The following is a 20468-nucleotide window of genomic DNA, read 5'->3' as shown; positions in this document are numbered from 1 at the left end:
ACTATCTTGATTGCGCAGCGCGGCCTAATACCCTTGGGGGGTATACTGCATCTAACTGAACGGGAGGCAACCACGATGCAAAACACTCTCAACCTGTCTGTCCAGGGAATGCACTGCGGGGCCTGCGTGCGACGCGTGACGGCCGCGCTCGAAGCGGTGCCTCGAGTACGCGTTGAATCGGTCGAGGTGGGCTCGGCTCGCATTGGTTATGATCCGGCGGAGGCTACGCCTGAGGGAATTGTTGCGAGCATCAACCGCATCGGCTTTCAGGCGAGCGTTCAATGACGACGGCTCTCCACCATGCGGAGCCGCAAAACACCCACTCGGCAACCGAGCGCATCACGATCCCGGTCAGCGGGATGACATGCGCCTCATGCCAGACCTTTGTGCAGAATACGCTGGCCGCGCAGCCGGGCGTGCGCGAAGCCGCGGTAAACCTGATGATGAACAACGCCACGGTTGTCTTCGACCCGAGCGTGACCTCTCCGGCGGCGCTGGTGGAGCAGATTCGCGGCACCGGCTACGGCGCTGAACTTCCTGACCTGCATCAGTCGGCCGTGGAAGAGCAGCAGGAGGCGGAGCGTCTTCAGCGGGTTGAATACAGGCAACTTCGCGTGAAGGCAGGAATCAGCCTCGTCGCAGGCGCGGTGGCAATGCTGGTGTCGATGCCGCTGATGAGTATGCCTGGGGCGGCCAACATAGCTCACATGAGCGACCCGCTGATGAACTGGTCGGTGCGCGTATTTGATCCCGCGCTGCGGCTGGTTATGCCGTGGATGTACAGCATCTCCGCAGACGCGCTGCGCTGGTTCCTCTTCGCGCTTGCAACTGTGATCGTCGTCTGGGCCGGGCGGCACTTTTACGTTAAGGCGTGGTCGGCACTGCTGCACAAGACGGCCGACATGAATACGCTGATCGCGCTGGGTACGGGCGCGGCCTATCTTTACTCTGCCGCAGCTACCGTCGCGCCTGGATTCTTCATCGCGCACGGCGTTGCTCCTGATGTTTACTTTGAGGCGGCCATCCTCATCATTGCGCTCATCCTCGTGGGCAACACGCTTGAGAGCCGCGCCACCGGTCAGACCTCCGCCGCGCTGCGGAAGCTGATCCGCCTGCAACCCAAGACTGCGCGCGTGCTGCGAAATGGGGTCGAAGTGGGCCTGCCGGTTGAGTCAATCCAGCGCGGCGATCTGATTGTTGTTCGCCCCGGCGAGCGTGTTCCCACTGACGGTGAAGTTGTCTCGGGCAAGAGCAGCGTGGATGAATCGATGCTGACGGGCGAATCGCTGCCGGTTGAAAAGTCGGCTGCGGATCGCGTGATTGGCGGCACAGTGAACCAGCGCGGTGCGTTCCAATATCGTGCGACCAGCCTTGGTGCAGAGAGCATGCTTGCGCAGATTGTCCGGATGTTGCGTGAAGCTCAGGGCACGCGGGCTCCTATCCAACGTATAGCTGATCGCATCAGTTCCGTCTTTGTGCCGTCGGTGATCGGCATCGCCGTCGCTACGTTTTTCCTCTGGCGCATCTTTGCGCCGCACGCGGGGGCGATGCAGGCCTTCGCCGCAGCTGTCACTGTGCTGGTCATTGCCTGCCCGTGCGCGATGGGTCTTGCCGTGCCGACTGCTGTGATGGTCGCCACCGGACGCGGTGCCTCACTCGGATTACTCATCAAAGGCGGCGAAGCTTTGCAGCGTCTCGAAAGGATTGACACCGTCGTGCTCGACAAGACGGGCACGATCACCATTGGACGTCCGCAGGTTACTGAGGTTGTGCCTGCGAGCACCGCGCACAGCGAGGACGAGATCATCCGCATGGCGGCATCGCTTGAGCGCGCCAGCGAGCATCCGCTTGGCGAAGCTATTGTGCGCGACGCGCTCAAACGCGGCCACGCGCTTTCCGAAGTCGAGAGCTTCGAGTCGCACAGCGGCCTAGGTGTCGTCGGCATTGTCGAAGGCAGAGCGATACTCGTTGGCAATTCCGCATTTTTGAAGAGCTACAGCATCGATACGGAGCCACTGCGCGAGCGCGCCGACGAACTGGCAGAACATGGGCAGACGTCGCTGTGGGTTGCCGTCAACGGCGAGCTTGCGGGGATCATCTCCGTTGCCGACACCATCAAGCCGACTTCCGTAGAGGCCATCAGAAAGCTGCACCGCAAGGGCCTTCGTGTCGTGATGCTCACCGGAGATAGCGAGCGTACCGCGCGCGCCATTGCACGTCAGGCAAATATCGATGAGGTTGTTGCGGGCGTGCTGCCTTCCGGCAAAGCTGATGCCATCAAGCAACTTCAGGCTGGCGGCCGCACCGTCGCCATGGCCGGCGACGGCGTCAACGACGCGCCTGCGCTGGCGCAGGCCGATGTTGGTATCACCATGGCAACCGGCTCTGATATCGCCATCGAGGCAGGCGACGTGACGCTGATGCGCAGCGACCTGACCGGCGTGGCCGCCGCCATTGCGCTCTCGCAGAGCACCATGCGCGTGATGCGGCAAAATCTTTTCTGGGCATTTCTCTATAACGTCATCGGAATTCCGCTTGCAGCGGGCGCGCTCTATCCACACTTCGGCGTATTGCTCAGCCCGGTGATCGCCAGCGCAGCCATGGCGCTCAGCTCGGTCAGCGTCGTCACCAACAGTCTTCGACTGCGCCGCTTTCAATACTCCTGATCGGAAAAATCCACTTATGGCAAAACAACGCTCCGTCATCACAACATCTCAACTCTCCGACCACTGCCCGCATGAACCGAGCGGGCGCAAGGCGACTGGTGTCGATCCGAAGATCAAGGCATCGAACCTGCGTCGGCTGCGCCTCATCGAAGGCCAGGTGCGCGGCCTGTACCGCATGGTGGAAGAGGACCGCTATTGCGCCGACATCATTACACAGGTCTCGGCCGTGCAACAGGCGCTTCGTTCCGTCGCGCGTGCGCTGATGAGCAACCACCTTACACATTGCGCCACCGAGGCCATTCGCACCGGCTCGGCCAGGGAGCAACAGGCCATGTACGACGAGCTGCTCGACCTTATTTATAAGAATGCTCGTTAATGTGGCCTGAAGTTGAGCGAAGTATACGATGAGCCTTCAGGGACTGCGTAAGAACGCTATGCCTTGAGGCTATAGCGAGAAATACGGGGACCTCTCCACTGCGGCGGCAAAGAAGGCCGCCTTCGGTTGAGATGACGTGCGTCTTTGCATGGCTGCAAGTGGCAGACAGAGGCTGCGTTGCCGACTCGCTTGTCTGCTAGCATTAATCGAACCCAATGATCATGACGAACTCCGCAGAAACAGCTCCCATCCGCGTCCGCATTGCGCCTTCACCTACCGGCGACCCACACGTCGGCACGGCCTACATCGGCTTGCTGAACTACGTTTATGCGCGCCAGCGCGGCGGCAAATTCATCCTTCGCATTGAGGACACCGACCGTACTCGCTTTGTTGCAAGCTCCGAGCAGATGATCTTCGATGCGCTTCGCTGGGTGGGTCTTGCCTGGGACGAAGGCCCCGATGTCGGCGGCCCGCATGGCCCCTATCGTCAGTCGGAGCGCACCGAAATCTATCGCAGACACGCGGACATGTTGCTTGCCAACGGCACTGCCTACCGGTGCTTCTGCACGGCCGAAGAACTTGATGCGGTGCGCAAGCAGCAGCTTGCCGCGAAGCTACCGCCGCGCTACCCCGGCACTTGCCGCTATCTGACGCCGGAACAGATTGCGGCGAGGCAGGCTGAGGGAAGGGTTTTTACTATCCGCCTTGCTGTGCCGACCGAAGGCTCGACGACCTTCCGTGATGAGCTGCGTGGCAACATCACGTTCGACCATTCGAATGTGGATGATCAGGTGCTTCTCAAATCCGACGGCTTCCCTACCTACCATCTCGCCAATGTCGTTGACGATCACCTGATGGAGATCACCGATGTTATCCGCGCTGAAGAGTGGATTTCTTCGACACCCAAGCATGTGCTGCTCTACAAGGCCTTCGGCTGGGCCGCTCCGCGCTTCTGGCACATGCCGCTGCTGCGCAATATCGACAAGTCGAAGATCTCAAAACGCAAAAATCCTGTCTCGCTCATCTACTACCGTGAGAGCGGCTATCTGCCTGTAGCACTCATCAACTTTCTGGGGCTGATGGGCGGCGGGATGCCTGCCGACTTCAACGGCGGCACGGAAAAATTCACACTCGCCGAGATGGTCGAGCACTTTGTGTTTACGAACATCCGCCTCGGCGGCCCTGTCTTCGACCTCACCAAACTGAAGTGGCTCAACGGTGAGTATCTGCGCGCCATGACGGCTGAAGACTTTTTCACTCAGGTTCGCACGCGCGTCTTCGGCGACGATTACATCCGAGCCATTTCGGCGCTGATGCAGACGCGCATTGAGACGCTGGCCCAGTTCGGAGACCTGACCAGCTTCTTTTTTCAGGACGACGTCGTGCCCATGCAGGAGGTCTTTCTGCCGAAGAAACGCGCGCTCGAAGAGACGCTTGCGTTCGCGCAGGACCAGCTCGCAACGCTTGAGGCCTGCGGCTGGACAAATGAAGAGATGGAAGCTGCGCTCAAGAAACTGGGCGAGGAAAAATCCTGGTCGGTAAAGGAAAATTTCATGCTGCTGCGCGCCATCGTGACGGGCAGCACCATGTCGCCGCCGCTACTTGAAAGCATGATCGTCTTTGGCAAGGCGCGGACGCTCGACCGCCTGCGCCGCTTTCTCGATGCGCAGAAGAAGGCTGCGGGCGGCCAGAAGTAACCCGTAGCGAGGATTTATTTTGCAGCGGCGTTGCCGGTCGCTTCGCCATATTCGACCCGTCCGGCTGAGGGCTCGATTCCGGCGTGCTCCATAATTTTCCTGGCGTCATCGGGCCACTGATCGTCTTTCACCAGATGGTCGTCGAGGATCAGGTCGTCCTCGTAGTTGGTCCACATACCGCCGACTTTTGTTCCGTTGTGCCAGTTGTCGGAGGCGGTGTTGTCCGTCGAGATTCTGAGCGGGAAGGCGCTATGGACGGTGTTGATGTTCAGCCACGTTCCCGCCGGATCGTCCACTACGTTTCTGCGCACCGTAATGTAGCGCGAACCTTCGTCGAGATAGAGAGCGATGCGTCCGCTGTTGTTGAAGATGTAGTTTTCGGTGATGAGCGTGCCCGGGCTTGCGGACAGGTTGTAGATGGCGCCGCCATCGTGGAACAACTTCTTCGCACCGTGAATGCGGTTCCACGCGACCACAACATCGCGGTGTGTGGTCGGCGTCTGGTAGACAAGATTTTCTTTGAAGTCGTACCCGTGCATACGCACGCGGTAGTTGGGATTGCCGCCGGGGTCCTGCATGCCCCAGCCGTAGCCGATGTCGATGGCGTCGTATGGCACGTCGGAGATGTCGTTGTGCAGGATCAGCGCGCCTTCGACGTAGGTTTCAAGAATGGCGCTATTGTCCAGATAGTCCTTGCTTACGTCTTGAATGCGATTGTTGCTGACGAGCAACTGGCGGTTGATCATGCGCGGATCGCGCGGATGGTGTGCGTCGCGCCTGACGCCGCCGGCCAGCACTGCGCCACCCGCGTCGTCGGTAAACACAGAACGGGTGACGCGGATGTCGCTGGTACCGAGTCCGGCTCCCGTGATGTTTGCATCGGAGTCATTGCCAATGCCCAGTGCATACTGACCGAGGTGTGCGAAGACATCCTGGTCGAAGGTGATGCGTTGCGCGGCGGCCACCTGGATTGATGCCGGCATCTGGCTCCACTCGTTGCGAACCGTCTCGAATGCGGGACAACCTTGCGAACAGTCTGCAATCGGGTCCGTCGGATAGGCGACTGCGCGCCCCATCAGATACGAACCGCTCTGCTGGCTCGCATAGCCTTCTGAACTGGAAGGGCCGGGCCACGATGTATAGGAAAAGCGAATGCCACGAAAGGTCAGGTCCGCGACGGGTGCGTCCAGACTGTCGCCAATCGCCATCAGCACTGTCAGGTGCGGCAGCTCCACATCGAGTGAATGGATGTCCGCGCCTGCGGGCGGGCGGAGATACAGCTTCCCGTGCTCAGGGTCGAGATACCACTGGCCGGGTTCGCGCAACAACGCAAGCGAGTTGGCAAGATAAAGATGCGCAAACTGAGGGCCGAATGGGCGCTCGATGGTGTCGTAGCCCCACAGATTGTTCTGCCATGCGGGCTCCTTCATCACCAGCGTGTGCCCATCGACACGCTCGACGGGCGAGATGCGCCTGGTGAAGAATCCTGTTGCGACGATCTCCAGACGGCCCTGGGCCGCGACTGTGGCGAGATCGTCGAAGGCAGAACCGGCGAGGATAATTCCCTGCTGCGTGAACGTGACAGCGGAACGCGGAACCTCTTCCTGCGTGCGGTTGGCGAGCCGGTCATTCACCCAGATCTGGCGCGCATCGGCGCCAATAGGAACGTCTGCGACATAGATCTGCCGCTTCGCGTCATACAAGTTCCAGTCAGCAACGCGCGTGGCGCCGGAGATCACCGGGCTGGCTCCGTCAGCCGCCCGCCACTCCACATGGTGCCCGTTGCAGCCCCCATCTTTTGCTGTGAAGACCAGCGGCCGCTCCAAACGATACATGCCGTCCGCCAGCAGTACTTCAATATCGTGATCGCAATTCGACTGGCGCACCGCCCTCTGCGCGCGCTCCAAGGTTCGGAACGGGTGCGCTTCCGTTCCGTCGGCAGCATCGTGGCCGTTTGGAGAGACGAAGATGGATGTTATGCTGCGAGCTTTCGGTGCTGCGAATGCAACGTGATATGCACAGAGTATTGACAGGATGGCAACTGCTCCCATGCGGTGTCGTAGCATCTTCATCGTGCCGTGTCGCTCCTCTCCAGCCTTGTGTGAACTGTGATGGGTTCGCCGCTGTATCGGAGGTCGTGGGTTTCGGTGCCGGTCTTTGCAATGAAGATGACCGTGTATGCTCGTTCGCGAACCATTCCGACAAATGCTCCCTGCCGCTCGCTGATCGTCAACTCACCGTGAGACTCGCTCCAACTGAGCGGCACCAGAGCGCATGCTCCCGATTCATACTCGTAGCCATCGCCTGCATCTTCGTACAGCAGAAACTCCGCATCGGCGCCGCAGTACACACGAATTTCGTAGGGCGCGTCTTTGATCTCGTCGGCATATTGCATGACAGCGCCCAGAGAGAGGATACTCCCTGCCTTTGCGAAGAGCGGCATTGTCTCCAGCGGCGCATCAGCCCATATCTTCTGGCCTCCCTTCGCGTAACGGTTGGTCCAGAAATCGAACCACCCTGTCGAGGCAGGCAGATAGACTTCGCGCGCCTTCCGCGTATCGACCAGCTTTCGCGACCCCTTCTCGTAATACATGGGATGCGTCACCGGACAGACCATCAATGCACGGCCTAGCATATATTGCGTTCCGATGTCGTGCGTTCTCCGATCTTCGGGAAACTCCAGCGCCAGTGCACGCACCATCATCGCACCCTCGCGTGTCACTCCAGCGACCAGCGAATAGAGGTAGGGCAACATGCGATACCTCAGGCGAATGAACGCGACGATTGTGTCGTAAAACGGATTCCCTGCGTCGCCGAAACTCCAGACTTCGCGAGCAGCGTCAGTTCCATGCGAGCGAAACATCGGCAGAAATGCGCCATATTGCAGCCAACGCGTGGAAAGCTCCCAGTAACCGAGATCTTTCGAGCCTGTGTCCGCCGCATCGGGCTCCAGCGCATCGGCTGAGGTAAGGCCGCGACAGCCGTTGGGATAGTCGCCACGCCAAAACCAGAGATTTGCATCGTAGTTAATGAAGAAGCCGCCGATGTCCACCGTCCAATAAGGCTCGCCCGTTGCGCAGAAGTTGATGCCTTCGGCGATGGAGCGACGCAGCGTCTCCCATGTGGCGCAGGTGTCGCCATTCCACGTGATCGTGCTGTAGCGATGCTGCCCCGCGTAGGCGGACCGCGTGAGATTCACCACTCGCTTCGGTGTCCCGGTACTGCGCTGCCCTTCGTAGATACCTTGCGAATGCAGCAGGGAGTAGGCGTTGATCTCGCAGGCGTCGAGATACAGTTTGGATTGCTGTGTGTTGATCAGCAGGCGCTCATGCGGCTCCGGCTTCACCGCGCCGCTCCAGTCTGCTTCAAACGGTTCGGTGCAGTCGCACCACCAGGCGTCCACGCCTTTGTCCCACAGGCCTCGTCTGGCCTGACTCCAATAGATCTCTCGCGCCTCTGCTGAAAAGGCATTGTAAGTGGATTGATTTCCCAGCATCAGGTTGCGCTCCAGCAGTTCGCGTTGGTCGGAACAGCCGCCGGTCATTGTTGGCCAGATTGAAATCATCAACCGCGCGCCCTTTGCATGAAGCTCGTCAGTCAGCGCACGAGCATCGGGAAAACGAATCGGATCGAGCGATTTCTGGCCCCATCCGCTTCCGTTCGGCCATGACTTCCAATCGAGCACAATGACGTCGAGCGGAATGCGGCGGCGGCGATACTCGTGAACTACCTCGGCAAGCTCACGCGCATTCACATATCGTTCTTTGGACTGAACATATCCAAGCGCCCACTTCGGCAGCATAGGAGCTTTGCCGGTGAGACGATGGTAAGCAGCCGTCACAGCATCGAAAGAGCCGCCGCCGATCACGTAAAAATCCAACTCGTCGACAGCGTCGGCCCACCAGTACGTGCCATTCGCATCGTCGTGAAACGTCATCAACGAGCAGCAATCCAGCAACACGCCATATCCGCGAGTTGACACGAAGACCGGTGCGACCGCCTTCATGTTCTGCTGGTAAAGCTCGCGCGACTTTCCACGAAGATTGCCATAGCCTTCCTCATGCGATCCCAGGCCGAAGATCGCTTCATCGTCGCTGAAGACGAACTCAAGCTTTGCTTCAAATGCTTCGCGGTCGAAGACCGTCTCCACCGGCTGAGCGACTGCGCGCGTGCCGTCAATGCTCGCCTTCACAGCCACTCCGACATCCGGGCTGAAGAGATTGCGATAGAGTTTTTTCGCCGTCAGCCATTTGCCTCCGCGTTCCGGCTCGCGAAAGAACAGTTTGTCTTTGGCATCTTCATACGCGACGGCCCCGCTTACGCGATTGATACGGACAACCATCGCAGGGGTCGCTATCCGCAGTTCATCACCAGCTTCCGTCAGAACGAAATCGACAAAGCGATCTTGCGTGGTCACAATCCGGCTGGGCTTGTCCAAAAACGGTCGCCCCTCGGTGTACGAGACGCGAACAATCGCTTCGGTCACGAATAGGATGCGCAGATGTGCTCCCGTCTGCGCAACCAGAACAACCGCGTCGTCGCTGCTCTCAAGATGGAACACTGGCACCCCGGGCACTAATCGCTGTTGCTGATAGCAGCGGCCGTCGCACGGCGCTCTGCCAGTTCTCCGCGTATCTGCGGCTCAAGTTTTTCATAGCGGTAGTAGAACAATACTGGAATTGCCGCCAGCACGTAGCAGAGCGCGGGCAGCCAAATGAAGCTTAGCCGGATGCCGGTCAGTGCATGAGCGGTCTGCTCCACGTTGGGCACGTAGGAGTACCACTGCAATATCCAGGCGGGCAGCGCGCCCCCCAAGCCGCTTCCTGCCTTCAGGCAAAACGCCGCGCCAATGGCTGTGAGCAGGCCTTCGGCGCGCACGCCACATCTCCACTCTCCGAAGTCCACGCTGTCGGAGAGCACAGAAAACGGCATGGCCATTGCAATGCCGCTGGCAAAAAATCCGAACCCCCATCCGAGCAGCGTCACCGCAGTTGCAGTTGCTCCGTGTCCAAAGCAGAGCATCAGTTGGCCAACGACGGCGCCGATCAAGCTCACTGCCCACACTGTTCGCTTCGACATACGCCGGCACAGCATCGGCATCAACAGAATGCTGCCCAGCGATACGACGTCCATGCTGTTGGCAAACGAAGTCAGGTCGCGCCGATGCAGCACGTATTGAAAGAAGTACGGAGCGCAAGAGATGCGCGCCACAAACGCGATCCAGAAGAAGAGGCTGCTCACAAAGATGATGAACCACGGCCCGTTGCCTTTCAGCGCGCTCAGGCTCTCGCGAACGGAGAGTCGATGGCTGGCGGTAGGAACGTTCTCTTTGAGATTGCGGAAGGCGGTCAGATACAGCAACACTGTACCGCAGGCGTAGATGGGCATTACGCGCATGTAGCCGAGCCGATCGTTTCCCCGCCCCAGCCATTCCACCATGGGAAGTAGCGACAGATTGACCGCGAGCACGCCAAGTTTTGATCCGACCATGCGGTAGCTGGTCAGCGTGATGCGCTCCTGCGTGTCCGGCGTCAGCGCGGAAAGAATCGACGTGACCGGTGTGTTGATGCCTGTGTAGAGCGTGCTACAGACAACGTAGGTGACGGCAGCATAGATGATCTTTGCCGCGGGTCCCAGGTGCGGAGTCGAGAACGTCAGCACACCGAACAACGCAAATGGAACACAGAGCCAGAGAAACCAGGGGCGGCTCTTGCCCCAGCGGCTGCGCGTCTTGTCGAAGATGAATCCCCATATCGGCGCGTCGATTGCATCGGAGGAGCGCGCCAGCAACAGGATTGTTCCGGCAGCAGCGGCAGAGATGCCGTACACGTCGGTATAGAACTTGAGCAGGTAAAACGAGATGACGCAGAAGATCAGTTGCCCGGCAACTTCACTTGCCACATAGCTGAGCCGCGTCCGCATCACCGCATTGTTCGCACGATTGTCTACGGTCACGTTCCTCATCCATGCAGCGGCTCCGGCCACTGTCGCGCTTTAAGCATGGCATACGCGCGGCCTTTGGATCACCAGCTACTCTAGCCGCCGCCCTGCATTCCCGACTTCTCATTTATAGAGTCACTTGTTATCATTTCGTGTCGTCATGCGGACTCACCTGAATCTTCCCCATCAAGCAAATGGAAGCCTGTGGCACTACTCGAACCGCGGTGCGACGCACAAGCGTCACCATCATGCCGAGTTGGAGTTGAACCTTGTCACGCGGGGCAAAGGCACGTATCTGCTTGGCAATCGCCGCTATCAGATCCGTCGCGGCGATCTGCTCTGGCTCTTCCCTGCGCAGGAGCACCTTCTCTTTGAACAGAGCCAGGATTTTGAAATGTGGATCGCTGTCTTCAAGCGCAAGGCGATCGTCCGCACGCCCAACGACCCACGCAGCAGAGTTCTTCGTCAGCTAGACCCCGTCGGGGATTTCTGCCGACGCCTTACCGGGCAGGATGTCAGTCGCGTTGAAACTCTCTTCCGCGAGCTGGCCCATTCTGTTGACGACATTGTCCTGCTGAATGCGGGTCTTCCCTATGCGCTGCTTTTCGCATGGGAATCATTCGAGCGTGCCGCCGATGTTCCTGTGCGCGATCTGCATCCTGCGGTCGAGCGGGCTGCACGCCTGATCAGCGACCCTTCCAATAGCCTTGCGCTCGACGAACTTGCGCATCGCGCTGGGCTGAGCGCAACACGGCTTAGCCGCCTCTTCAAAGAGCAGACCGGCTTTGCGCTGGTTGATTTTCGCAATCGCAAACGCGTGGAACGCTTCGTCGAGATCTACGGATCGGGCCAGCGCCAGACCATGCTCGACGCCGCACTTGAAGCAGGGTTTGGCAGCTATCCGCAGTTTCATCGCGTCTTCAAGCGCATCATGGGCTACTCTCCCATGCAATACCGACAGCAGGGCGAGACTAGTGCACCACTCCGCCCTAAGCGGTGAGCCTTTGCCAGAGTCGATCAATCTCCCGGCGCAGGATTTTGGCGTCCTCCCAACTTGAGGGAAAGGTGGAGAGTGCATATCCTCCCTGCACGGGGCCCAGTTCAGGGCAAATAAATAACTCTCTTCCCGAATTGCGATTCCCTTCAAGCCAGCAGGCAAGCGTAGCTTCCGCAAACGGCAGCCAATCCACGACTTCCCGAGTCAGTGCTCCCCGTCCGTCTGTAATGGGCACCTGGGCGTGGTGCCCATTGAAGGGACGCAGGTGAAAGTGTTGTGCGTGCTGGATGAGAGCAGACCGCAGCAGCAGCTTTTCGGCGAAGCTCTCCGGCACAAGATGTTTGACTACAGCAAAATGTGAGAAGTCCCAGGAGACAGGCAGCAGTTCACCGGTGGCCTGCTGGTAGGCATCTGCGAGCGCGTACATTTTTTCCGGAGTCTCGGTGCAGGTGCCTCGGTGCGTCTCAATCACCGCCTGCAAATCGAGTGCTTTCGCCTGCCTCACCAGTTCCATGCAGAGCGGAAGGGCTTCGGCTGTGAGCATGGCGTCGGTTCCCAGTTGAACATTGACCTGAGTCGTGCCTGAACGCTTCAGGTCTTCGAGCAGATGAGGGAACTCTGTTGCATCCGCCGTCGCCATACCCCCAACGAAGGTCAGCCCATACCGTCTGGCCCCTTCGGTCAGCTCGGAGCTGGGCGCCCAGCACACGCTGTCGAAGCCCGCCTCGCGGATAGCGCACAGTTTTTCGTCGAGCGTCCATTCGTGCTGCTGTGAAGGATGCCCCATCAACGTCCACAAGTTGGCGAACAGTCGTAATACCGGTTTCATCACTCAGGACTATCGCACAGGATCTTGCGGAAGCACAACGACAAAAAGTGATAGCATGTTGTCCGCAAAGTGAGAAGCATCCGGTCTCTGACAGCTTTATAGTCCATGCCATGATGACGATTTCGAGCGAACAGCGGGAACAGTACCAGCGCGAAGGCTATCTTATTCTCCCGGCAGTTATCCCCGGCGACATGCTCACGATGCTGCGCGAGGAGTGCTCGTACTACCTTGGCTACTACGACTCCATCATGGATGCCAAGGGTGTTGAGACCGACAATCTGAGCCATCGCGGCAAGCGATACTTTATCAACAATCGCTACCGTCTGAGCCAGCGGCTCTGGCAGTTCATCTTCAGCGACCTGATGGCGCAGGTGGTGGAAGCGACCGTTGGACCCACCGCGTACCTCTTCCATGAACAGTGGGTCGTGAAGGGTGCGGAACAAGGAATGAAGTTCTCGTGGCACCAGGACAGCGGTTATGTGAAATGGTACGACCCCAGCACCAACCATAAGCCCTACGTCACCTGCTGGTGCACGCTCGATGACGTGAGCGAAGAGAATGGCACAGTGTATTTATTGCCGCACTCACGCGCAGGCACGCGCGGAAAGATTATCGACCATTTCAAGGAAGAGAAGACGAACGACCTGATTGGCTATACGGGTGATGATCCCGGCGATGCAGTCATTGTTCCGGCAGGCAGCATTGTCGCTTTCGACAGCTTTGTATTCCATCGCAGTGGCCCCAACCGCACGAACCGGATGCGCCGCATCTATTTGCCGCAGTACAGTGCCGCTCCGATTCTGCGCCCTGACGGCAAGCCCTGGGCCATGGCTACGCCGTTCCTCGACCATGGGCGGAACGTCTACGACCACACCGGAGACACAGCAGACGCCTTCGGCCCCTTTCCGAAGATGGAACCGGTCATAACGTAGATTTTCTTGCAGTAGCGACAACAAATGAGCACGCAGATGTTCCGGAGCGCAATCCTATCCGTTCTTGAACATCTGCTTGATGCCGCGCAGCGCCTGCCTGGTTCGCTCCTCGTTTTCGATGAGCGAGAAGCGCACGTGTCCGTCGCCGTGGTCTCCGAACCCGATTCCGGGGCTCACCGCAACCTTGGCTTCGAGCAGCAGCTTCTTTGAGAACTCGACCGAGCCGAGCTTGCGGTATTGTTCGGGAATCCGTGTCCAGGCAAACATCGTCGCCTTTGGCAGCTCGACCGGCCAGCCCAGCTTGTTCAGGCCGCCCACCAGCACGTCGCGCCGCGAACGATAGTTGTCGCGGATCTTTGCGACGCACTCCTGCGGGCCTTCGAGCGCGGCAATCGAGGCCACCTGAATCGGCGTGAACGTCCCATAGTCGAAGTAGCTTTTGATGCGCCCCAGCGCAGCCACCAGCTTCTTATTTCCAACCATGAAGCCCACGCGCCAGCCGGGCATGTTGTAGCTCTTCGAGAGTGTGAAGAACTCGACTGCAATGTCCTTCGCACCGGGAACCTCAAGCACGCTGGGCGCGCGGTAGCCGTCGAAGACGATGTCGGCATAAGCGAGGTCGTGGACGATGTAGATGCCCAGTTCCCTGCACAGCGCCACCACGCGCTCGAAGAAGGAAAGCTCCACGCATTGCGTCGTAGGGTTCGCGGGAAAGTTGAGGATCAGCAGCTTCGGTCGCGGCTGCATACGCGGCAGGTTATGCTCCAGCTTTTCGAGCAGCGCGTCCGCGCCAGCGCCGTCGATGGAGATGCTCTGCACCTTCGACCCGGCAATCACCGGTCCGTAGATATGGATGGGGTAACTCGGGTTCGGCACCGCAACCGTGTCGGCATCGTCGAGCACCGCGAGACACAGGTGCGCAATGCCCTCCTTCGAGCCGATGGTGACAATCGCCTCGGTCTCGGGGTCGAGGTCCACGTCGTAGCGCGTCTTGTACCAGTTCGAGATGGCCTTGCGCAGGCGCGGGATGCCGCGCGAGAGCGAGTAGCGGTGCGTCGCCGTCTTCTGCGAGGCCTCGATCAGCTTGTCCACGATGTGCTTCGGCGTGGCGCCGTCGGGGTTGCCCATGCCGAAGTCGATGATGTCTTCGCCGCGCTTGCGGGCCGCCGCCTTCAACTCGCTGGTGATGTTGAATACATACGCCGGCAGCCGTGTCAGCCTTCTAAACTCATCCATCTGTCTCTGGTGCTCCGTTCAGTCGTCTCTATCCATCATGCCATCGGCGCACAGCCCGGGGCGCATGGCCGTTCGCACAAAACTGTTCAAAAGCTGTGTATCACCCGGGTGCGGAGTCAGCGTGCGGTAAAGATGATTTGCACCGGCAGGTCGCGTGGCGGATAGCACGCCGCGTGGTCGCAGGCCTGGTAGTGCAGCTTGCCACTGATGGTGTGCGCGCCAGCGGTAGCGACCACCGGCACCTTCACCACGAAGTCGCCGGTATAAACGCTCAGCTTATTCGATGGGTCGAAGCTGAAGCTGTAGTTCTTCCCCGCCGGATACTCTGCTGTCTCCTCCGAGATGCCCGCCGCAGGCTGCAACACGACATCCGTCGGTATCAGCAGCACCGACTTCGGCGTATGCGAGTTCACGTGGTAGCCGTCGGCCACGCGAAAGTGCAGCTCCAGCACCGTCCGTTTGCCTGCGTGCACGTCGTGGTCTTCAGCCACATACAACACATAGGACTTCAGCGCGGGAGCCGGCAGAGGAAGCGTTCCCGCCTGGAACGCAAACATCGCCGGAGACACGCCAACTGCCGCCATCGCCCATCCAGCAACTGCCAGTCGCCATCGCATCACTGACCTCCTGACGGAGCCCCGGACGCGCTCGAAGCAAGCGCCGCCTTGATGTGCGCTTCGATCTGGTCCTTCGGCCCCAGTCCTGCCGTCTCCTCCACAATCACGCCGTTTCGTCCCACATAGAACGACATCGGCAGCACGTCCACACCGCCGTATGCCTTCTGCACCTTGCCGTCCGCCAGCAGAATCGGGTAGGTCACGCCTGCCTTCCCGGCGACCTTCGCAATCGCAGCGTCACCCGCGTCCACGTCGTCTACGAGCCCGAGGATCACCAGGCCCTGATCCGCATACTGCTTCTGGAACTGCTGGAACCACGGCATCTCGATCCTGCACGGCCCGCACCACGTCGCCCAGAAGTTGACCAGCACAGCTTTGCCTTTGTAATCGGCGAGCGAGACCTTTTTGCCGTCGAGCGTGGTCAACGAAAACGCCGGAGCGACCTTGCCGCGCAGACTCGGCTCCTCGCCCTCATCGTCTGCGTCGCTCTCGTCTACCTTGCCCGGCTGTCCCGCCGAACCTGGAATCAGTTCGACGTGATTCTCCTGCGCCTTCTGCATCGCCAGCCGCCGCGCGCGCAGGTTATGCACCCCGGCCCACACCATCAGCGCAATGCCGACAATCATCACACCCAGCACCAAAGCTCTGCGCTTCACTTGAAACATCCTTTCGGCAAGCCTGCCGCGCTCTGCCTGTAACTCTTTCTTTCCAGTTTAGACGCACGAAGCGCCCAAATGCCTGTTTTCAACACCGAGCCTCGAATTCCCTGCCGCACGCCGAACCGTTCGGACGCTGCGCTCTGCTAGCATCGTCATGTTCTCGAATCATGCCCAGCCAAGCCTCATCTTCGCCCGAACCCACGCTCCCGTCCGGCTTTGTCCGCGTTGAGGCTGCCGCGCTCGACGCCCTGGCCAGCCGGCTCGACACAACCATGCTCGCACCGTTCAACCGGGCCTGCGACCTGCTGATTCAGGCCGCTGCTGCCAGCGGACGCATCATCGTCACCGGCGTGGGCAAGAGCGGCCTGATCGCCCGCAAGATTGCCGCGACCCTGCGCTCCACCGGCACGCAGGCGTATTTTCTCCACGCAGCCGAGGCGCTGCATGGCGACCTGGGCATGGTTGCTGCCGGAGACACCGTCGTCGCCCTCTCTGCCAGTGGAGAGACCGAGGAGCTTCTCCGCCTCATCCCTGCCATCAAGCGCCTCGCGGCAAAGCTCATCGCCTTTTCAGGCTGTGCCACCTCCACGCTTGCGCAGGCGGCCGATGTCTTCCTCGACACCAGCGTCTCGGCGGAGGCATGCCCGCTCAACCTCGCCCCGACTGCTTCGACCACGGTGATGCTCGCGCTGGGCGATGCGCTGGCGCTCGAAGTCAGCCGCCGTCGTGGATGGCGGGCCGAAGACTTCGCTGACCTGCATCCCGGCGGGCGGCTCGGCAAACAGCTTGCCCGCGTCCGCGACCTCATGCACTCGGGCGACGCGCTGCCGCAGGTCTCGCCTGCCACGCCCATGCCTGAGGTTATCTACGAGATGTCGCGCAAGAAACTCGGCATGACGACGGTGCTCGACAGCGGCGGGCTGGCGGGCATGGTTTCCGACGGCGACCTTCGCCGCCTGCTCGAACGGGACGGGCCGCACGCGCTCGAACGCACGGCGGGCGAGATCATGAATCCGCACCCCATCACCATCGATGGCGCAGCCTTTGCCTCGTCGGCGCTGGCGCTGATGGAAGAGCGCAAGATCACCTCGCTGGTTGTCGTCTCACCCGAGGGACGGGCTGAGGGCGTCATCCATCTGCACGATCTCTGGACGCTTCAGCTTATATAGGCAACGAGCGGCGCCACTAAGCGGGAGGAGTCTCAACCAAGCCGGGTTCCATCTCGATTCTCGCCCTCGTCGCGCGGTGTTTGAGCCGGTACATCCGCTGGTCCGCGATCCTCAGCAGCCGCGAAGCATCCACAGCATCGTCCGGATAGATCGCAAAGCCGAGCGAGGCCGTCATCACGATAGGCCGCCCATCCAGCACGATGGGACGCTCCACCGCGCGTTGGATCATGTCCTCGAAGAAATGCACCGAGCGGCCCGGCGTCAGGTCACAGGCGACCATGGTGAACTCGTCTCCGCCCAGCCTCGCCACGCTGTCGAAGAAGTGCGAGCACTCGCGCAGATTGTTCGACATCTCGCGCAATACATGGTCCCCAGCCTGGTGCCCATTCTCGTCGTTAATCTCTTTGAAGCCGTTCAGGTCCAACAGAAAGACGGCCAGCCTTCCCTCTTCGCGCCGCGAACGCTCCATCGCTCCGGCCAGCCGCTCTGTGAACTGGCGTCGGTTGGGCAGGCCGGTCAGTTCGTCGTGCAGCGCCAGCCACTGATTGTTCCTGACCTGCTCCTCCAGCATGACCAGAATCATCCCAATCGAGATCAGCGATTTTTGCATGTTCCACACGTGCGAGGCCAGGTCGGCGTATCCGCGATGCATCACAATCCACGGATGCAACAAGAAGCACAGCGACCAGATGGTGAAGCCGGTCAGGATCGCCAGCCTGCCGGTACTGTTCCGTGGCAGCCGCTTGCGAAAGTTCAACGCCGCAATCGAGTAGACGCAGCAGATGCTCCAGTACACCGCGTGGCGGATATATCCGTGATGCACCAGCAGCCCCACGGCCAGCCAGCCCGCGGCATACAGCACCGCGTAGATCCAGCTTCGCCGCAGGTAGGCCGACGACACCACGCCGATAACCAGCCCTGCCGCAATGGCGGGAAAATACGGTCCGGCCACGCGGATGTTGAGGCCATAGGTCGTGGTCACGGCCAGCAGCGGAACTGCGTTCAGGCCGACGTACAGGAGTTGCGTCCGCCGCGAGCGTCCCTCTTCGCCTGCGCCCCAGTTGAAGATGAGACCCGCCAGCGCGTAGCAATCGAGCACGATGACGTGCAGCGCGGCTTCCGGAATCCTGCCCGGAGCATAGAACGTGTGCGCCGTCGCCTCCACCAGCGTAAAAAACAGGCCCAGCAGCCAGATGTCCGCCTGCTTGTGCGGATGCCGCCGGTGCAGCAGAAAAAGGATGACGACAAGAATCGTCAGCGCAGACAGATCGGGCAGAAAGGCATAGTTCATCAGGGCATCATGCTTCTTCGTTCCGGAGATCTCTGCGTGGGTTCGGCCTCGAAGCACGCCTCAACAGGCTTGCGATATTGCATTATCCTGCATCTTTGCAGAAACCATCCATAAAAATCCTTCGGCCTCTGGAAAGAATCCGAGGCCGGCATCGGCTCCCGGGCTTCCGGTTAGAATGAACTATCATCCCCCAAAAGCCTGCGCGAAGTACCGCAGCCGGCCGGAAAGTGTTTGTTTGCCCATGCATCGCTGGTCCCAGCTTTTTATCCCGACCCTTCGTGAAGCCCCTGCTGACGCTGAAGTTGCCAGCCACAAACTCCTGCTGCGCGCAGGCTACGTTCGCCAGCTTGGAGCGGGTATCTACAGCTATCTCTTCCTCGGCAACCGCTCCGTCAACAAGATCATCGCCATCGTGCGCGAAGAGATGGACCGCATCGGACAGGAGTTTCTGCTGCCAGCCCTGAACCCCAAAGAGGTCTGGGAGGCCAGCGGCCGCTGGACCGGCATGGGCGACAACATGTTTCGCCTGAAGGACCGCAAGGGCGCCGAGCTTTGCCTGGCCATGACCCATGAAGAGATCATGACCGACATCGCCCGCAAAGAGTTGCGCAGCTATAAACAGCTCCCGCAGATCTGGTACCAGATCCAGACCAAGTTCCGCGACGAGCCGCGCCCCAAGTCCGGCCTGCTCCGCGTGCGCCAGTTCATCATGAAGGATGCCTACTCCTTCGACATCGACGAAGCCGGGCTTGACGAGAGCTACAAGAAGCACGACCAGGCTTACCGCCGCATCTTCACCCGCTGTGGCCTGCAATTTGTTGCGGTTGAAGCCGACTCCGGCGCGATGGGCGGCTCCGCCTCGCAGGAGTTCATGGTCTACACCGACGCGGGCGAAGACCTCATCGCCTCCAGCGCCTCCGGCTACGCTGCCAACCTCGAAAAGGCCACCTCGCAACTGCCGCCCGTCACCGAGATGGAACCCACAGGCGACGGCCTGCCCGAGCTGGTCCACACCCCCGGCAAGGCCGCCATCGCCGACGTGGCCGAGTTCTTCAAAATCTCCCCGGCATCCGACATCAAGACCGTCGCCTATATGGGCCGGAACACGTCCTCCGACGACAAGACCGTCGAGGTGCCCGTCATCGCGTTTCTGCGCGGCGACCACTTCGTCAACGAGACCAAGCTCTGCGCCGTAGCGGGCGTCTCCGAACTGCGCCCCATGGTCGCCGAAGAACTCGCTCTTTACTTTGAAGGTCCAGCAGGCTACCTCGGCCCCATCGGCCTCAAAGTCCTGCCTGCGGCCAAAGGCGACCCGCGCGCCACGACGGTCATTCTCGACAAGGGACTCGAAGGACGCAAGAACATGGTCGGCGGGGCGAACAAGCTCGACTATCACTTCCGCAACATCACCCCCGGCCGCGACTTCACCTGGACCCAGGCAGCCGACATTCGCAACGTCAACGAGGGCGAGCCTTGCCCCATTAGCGGCCAGCCGCTAAAGGTCGCTAAAGCAGTTGAGATCGGCCATATCTTCAAGTTGGGCTATAAGTATTCCAGGTCCATGGGCGCAAGCGTACTGAACCGCGACGGCAAGGAAGTCACGCCCATCATGGGCAGCTATGGCATCGGCATCGAGCGCATCCTGACAGCCGCCATCGAAAGCTCAGCCGCCGCCAGCGGAGGCGCGTCCTATGCACTGCATCCGGCCATCGCCCCGTTCCATGTCGTCGTCACCATCACGAACGTCGGCGATGCCTCGCTGCTCGCTGCCGGAGAGCAGGTCGCCGCTGCTCTCGAAGCCGCCGGGCTGGACGTCCTGCTCGACGACAGGGACGAGCGCGCTGGGGTGAAGTTCAAAGACGCCGACCTCGTCGGCATCCCCTATCGAATCAATATCGGACGAGGGGTAGCTGAGGGTAAGGTTGAATTTGTTAACCGACTGGAGAACCTGACCGAAAACCTGCCCCTGAATGATGTGGCCGCACAGGTCTCCGGCAAGGTAACATCGGCGCTGCACAACTCGCTCGCGGCGGCAGCACTCTAACCGTCCAAACGAAAG

The 20468-nt window shown here is 60.2% G+C and carries 16 protein-coding genes; 8 read left to right on the top strand and 8 right to left on the bottom strand.

All coding sequences use genetic code 11. From position 1 onward, the window contains the following. Positions 1 to 75 precede the first annotated feature (75 nt). The 4 genes from VFU66_RS11530 (at position 76) to gltX (ending at position 4739) form a co-directional block, all read left to right on the top strand. Positions 76 to 285 (top strand): heavy-metal-associated domain-containing protein, encoded by a 210-nt coding sequence (locus VFU66_RS11530; protein ID WP_326446404.1) that lies wholly within the window; start codon positions 76 to 78, stop codon positions 283 to 285. Continuing rightward, the gene (locus tag VFU66_RS11525) at positions 282 to 2666 is read left to right on the top strand and encodes a heavy metal translocating P-type ATPase (RefSeq protein ID WP_326446403.1); all 2385 of its coding nucleotides are present in this window, start codon (positions 282 to 284) and stop codon (positions 2664 to 2666) included. Before VFU66_RS11530 ends, VFU66_RS11525 begins: the two co-directional genes overlap by 4 nt. 16 nt (positions 2667 to 2682) lie before the next feature. After that, entirely contained in the window at positions 2683 to 3042 is a 360-nt protein-coding gene (locus VFU66_RS11520; protein WP_326446402.1) for a metal-sensitive transcriptional regulator, read from the top strand. A 221-nt stretch (positions 3043 to 3263) separates the two neighbouring features. After that, positions 3264 to 4739, top strand: a complete 1476-nt coding sequence (gltX, locus tag VFU66_RS11515) for a glutamate--tRNA ligase (protein WP_326446401.1) — start codon at positions 3264 to 3266, stop codon at positions 4737 to 4739. A 14-nt stretch (positions 4740 to 4753) separates the two neighbouring features. Here the strand turns inward: gltX and VFU66_RS11510 are convergent, their stop codons facing one another. The 3 genes from VFU66_RS11510 to VFU66_RS11500 form a co-directional block, all read right to left on the bottom strand. Then, complete coding sequence (locus VFU66_RS11510; RefSeq protein WP_326446400.1) at positions 4754 to 6625, bottom strand: right-handed parallel beta-helix repeat-containing protein; 1872 nt, start codon at positions 6623 to 6625, stop codon at positions 4754 to 4756. Positions 6626 to 6807: 182 nt separating this feature from the next. Next, positions 6808 to 9300, bottom strand: coding sequence for a glycoside hydrolase family 31 protein (locus VFU66_RS11505; RefSeq protein ID WP_326446399.1), 2493 nt, complete (start codon positions 9298 to 9300; stop codon positions 6808 to 6810). 14 nt (positions 9301 to 9314) lie between these two features. Continuing rightward, the gene (locus VFU66_RS11500) at positions 9315 to 10703 is read right to left on the bottom strand and encodes an MFS transporter (protein WP_326446398.1); all 1389 of its coding nucleotides are present in this window, start codon (positions 10701 to 10703) and stop codon (positions 9315 to 9317) included. Between the two features lie 115 nt (positions 10704 to 10818). Here VFU66_RS11500 and VFU66_RS11495 point away from each other — a divergent pair, with 115 nt between their 5' ends. Beyond that, positions 10819 to 11679 carry an AraC family transcriptional regulator gene (locus tag VFU66_RS11495; RefSeq protein WP_326446397.1) on the top strand — a complete coding sequence of 287 codons (861 nt, stop codon included), beginning with the start codon at positions 10819 to 10821 and terminating at the stop codon, positions 11677 to 11679. On the opposite strand, the gene VFU66_RS11490 is transcribed toward VFU66_RS11495, so the two are convergent. Then, positions 11669 to 12505, bottom strand: coding sequence for a sugar phosphate isomerase/epimerase family protein (locus VFU66_RS11490; protein WP_326446396.1), 837 nt, complete (start codon positions 12503 to 12505; stop codon positions 11669 to 11671). The genes VFU66_RS11495 and VFU66_RS11490 overlap by 11 nt on opposite strands. A 110-nt stretch (positions 12506 to 12615) precedes the next feature. Between VFU66_RS11490 and VFU66_RS11485 the strand changes: the two genes are divergently transcribed. Further along, the gene (locus VFU66_RS11485) at positions 12616 to 13437 is read left to right on the top strand and encodes a phytanoyl-CoA dioxygenase family protein (RefSeq protein ID WP_326446395.1); all 822 of its coding nucleotides are present in this window, start codon (positions 12616 to 12618) and stop codon (positions 13435 to 13437) included. Between the two features lie 54 nt (positions 13438 to 13491). On the opposite strand, the gene alaC is transcribed toward VFU66_RS11485, so the two are convergent. From alaC to VFU66_RS11470, 3 genes are all read right to left on the bottom strand, one after another. Continuing rightward, positions 13492 to 14673, bottom strand: a complete 1182-nt coding sequence (gene alaC / locus VFU66_RS11480; RefSeq protein WP_326446394.1) for an alanine transaminase — start codon at positions 14671 to 14673, stop codon at positions 13492 to 13494. Between the two features lie 116 nt (positions 14674 to 14789). Next, complete coding sequence (locus VFU66_RS11475) at positions 14790 to 15290, bottom strand: protein-disulfide reductase DsbD N-terminal domain-containing protein (protein ID WP_326446393.1); 501 nt, start codon at positions 15288 to 15290, stop codon at positions 14790 to 14792. After that, the gene (locus VFU66_RS11470) at positions 15290 to 15946 is read right to left on the bottom strand and encodes a peroxiredoxin family protein (protein WP_326446392.1); all 657 of its coding nucleotides are present in this window, start codon (positions 15944 to 15946) and stop codon (positions 15290 to 15292) included. The genes VFU66_RS11475 and VFU66_RS11470 overlap by 1 nt, the downstream gene beginning before the upstream one ends. Before the next feature lie 170 nt (positions 15947 to 16116). On the opposite strand from VFU66_RS11470, the gene VFU66_RS11465 reads away from it, so the two are divergent. Continuing rightward, complete coding sequence (locus VFU66_RS11465) at positions 16117 to 17118, top strand: KpsF/GutQ family sugar-phosphate isomerase (RefSeq protein ID WP_326446391.1); 1002 nt, start codon at positions 16117 to 16119, stop codon at positions 17116 to 17118. Positions 17119 to 17134: 16 nt separating this feature from the next. Here VFU66_RS11465 and VFU66_RS11460 read toward each other — a convergent pair whose 3' ends face one another. Beyond that, a complete protein-coding gene (locus VFU66_RS11460) occupies positions 17135 to 18466 on the bottom strand; it encodes a diguanylate cyclase domain-containing protein (protein ID WP_326446390.1) in 1332 nt (443 codons plus the stop codon). 184 nt (positions 18467 to 18650) lie between these two features. Here VFU66_RS11460 and VFU66_RS11455 point away from each other — a divergent pair, with 184 nt between their 5' ends. Continuing rightward, a complete protein-coding gene (locus VFU66_RS11455; RefSeq protein ID WP_326446389.1) occupies positions 18651 to 20453 on the top strand; it encodes a proline--tRNA ligase in 1803 nt (600 codons plus the stop codon). Positions 20454 to 20468 lie beyond the last annotated feature (15 nt).

It is taken from the genome of Edaphobacter sp. (assembly GCF_035763405.1).
Taxonomy (GTDB): domain Bacteria; phylum Acidobacteriota; class Terriglobia; order Terriglobales; family Acidobacteriaceae; genus Edaphobacter.
This window is presented reverse-complemented; position numbering and strand designations above follow the sequence as displayed.

Bases quoted from the DNA above. Each gene is read 5' to 3' on its own strand.
- VFU66_RS11530 (WP_326446404.1), top strand. From the start codon at position 76: ATGCAAAACACTCTCAACCTGTCTGTCCAGGGAATGCACTGCGGGGCC.
- VFU66_RS11525 (WP_326446403.1), top strand. From the start codon at position 282: ATGACGACGGCTCTCCACCATGCGGAGCCGCAAAACACCCACTCGGCA.
- VFU66_RS11520 (WP_326446402.1), top strand. From the start codon at position 2,683: ATGGCAAAACAACGCTCCGTCATCACAACATCTCAACTCTCCGACCAC.
- gltX (WP_326446401.1), top strand. From the start codon at position 3,264: ATGACGAACTCCGCAGAAACAGCTCCCATCCGCGTCCGCATTGCGCCT.
- VFU66_RS11500 (WP_326446398.1), bottom strand. From the start codon at position 10,703: ATGAGGAACGTGACCGTAGACAATCGTGCGAACAATGCGGTGATGCGG.
- VFU66_RS11490 (WP_326446396.1), bottom strand. From the start codon at position 12,505: ATGAAACCGGTATTACGACTGTTCGCCAACTTGTGGACGTTGATGGGG.
- VFU66_RS11485 (WP_326446395.1), top strand. From the start codon at position 12,616: ATGATGACGATTTCGAGCGAACAGCGGGAACAGTACCAGCGCGAAGGC.
- alaC (WP_326446394.1), bottom strand. From the start codon at position 14,673: ATGGATGAGTTTAGAAGGCTGACACGGCTGCCGGCGTATGTATTCAAC.
- VFU66_RS11475 (WP_326446393.1), bottom strand. From the start codon at position 15,290: ATGCGATGGCGACTGGCAGTTGCTGGATGGGCGATGGCGGCAGTTGGC.
- VFU66_RS11465 (WP_326446391.1), top strand. From the start codon at position 16,117: ATGCCCAGCCAAGCCTCATCTTCGCCCGAACCCACGCTCCCGTCCGGC.
- VFU66_RS11455 (WP_326446389.1), top strand. From the start codon at position 18,651: ATGCATCGCTGGTCCCAGCTTTTTATCCCGACCCTTCGTGAAGCCCCT.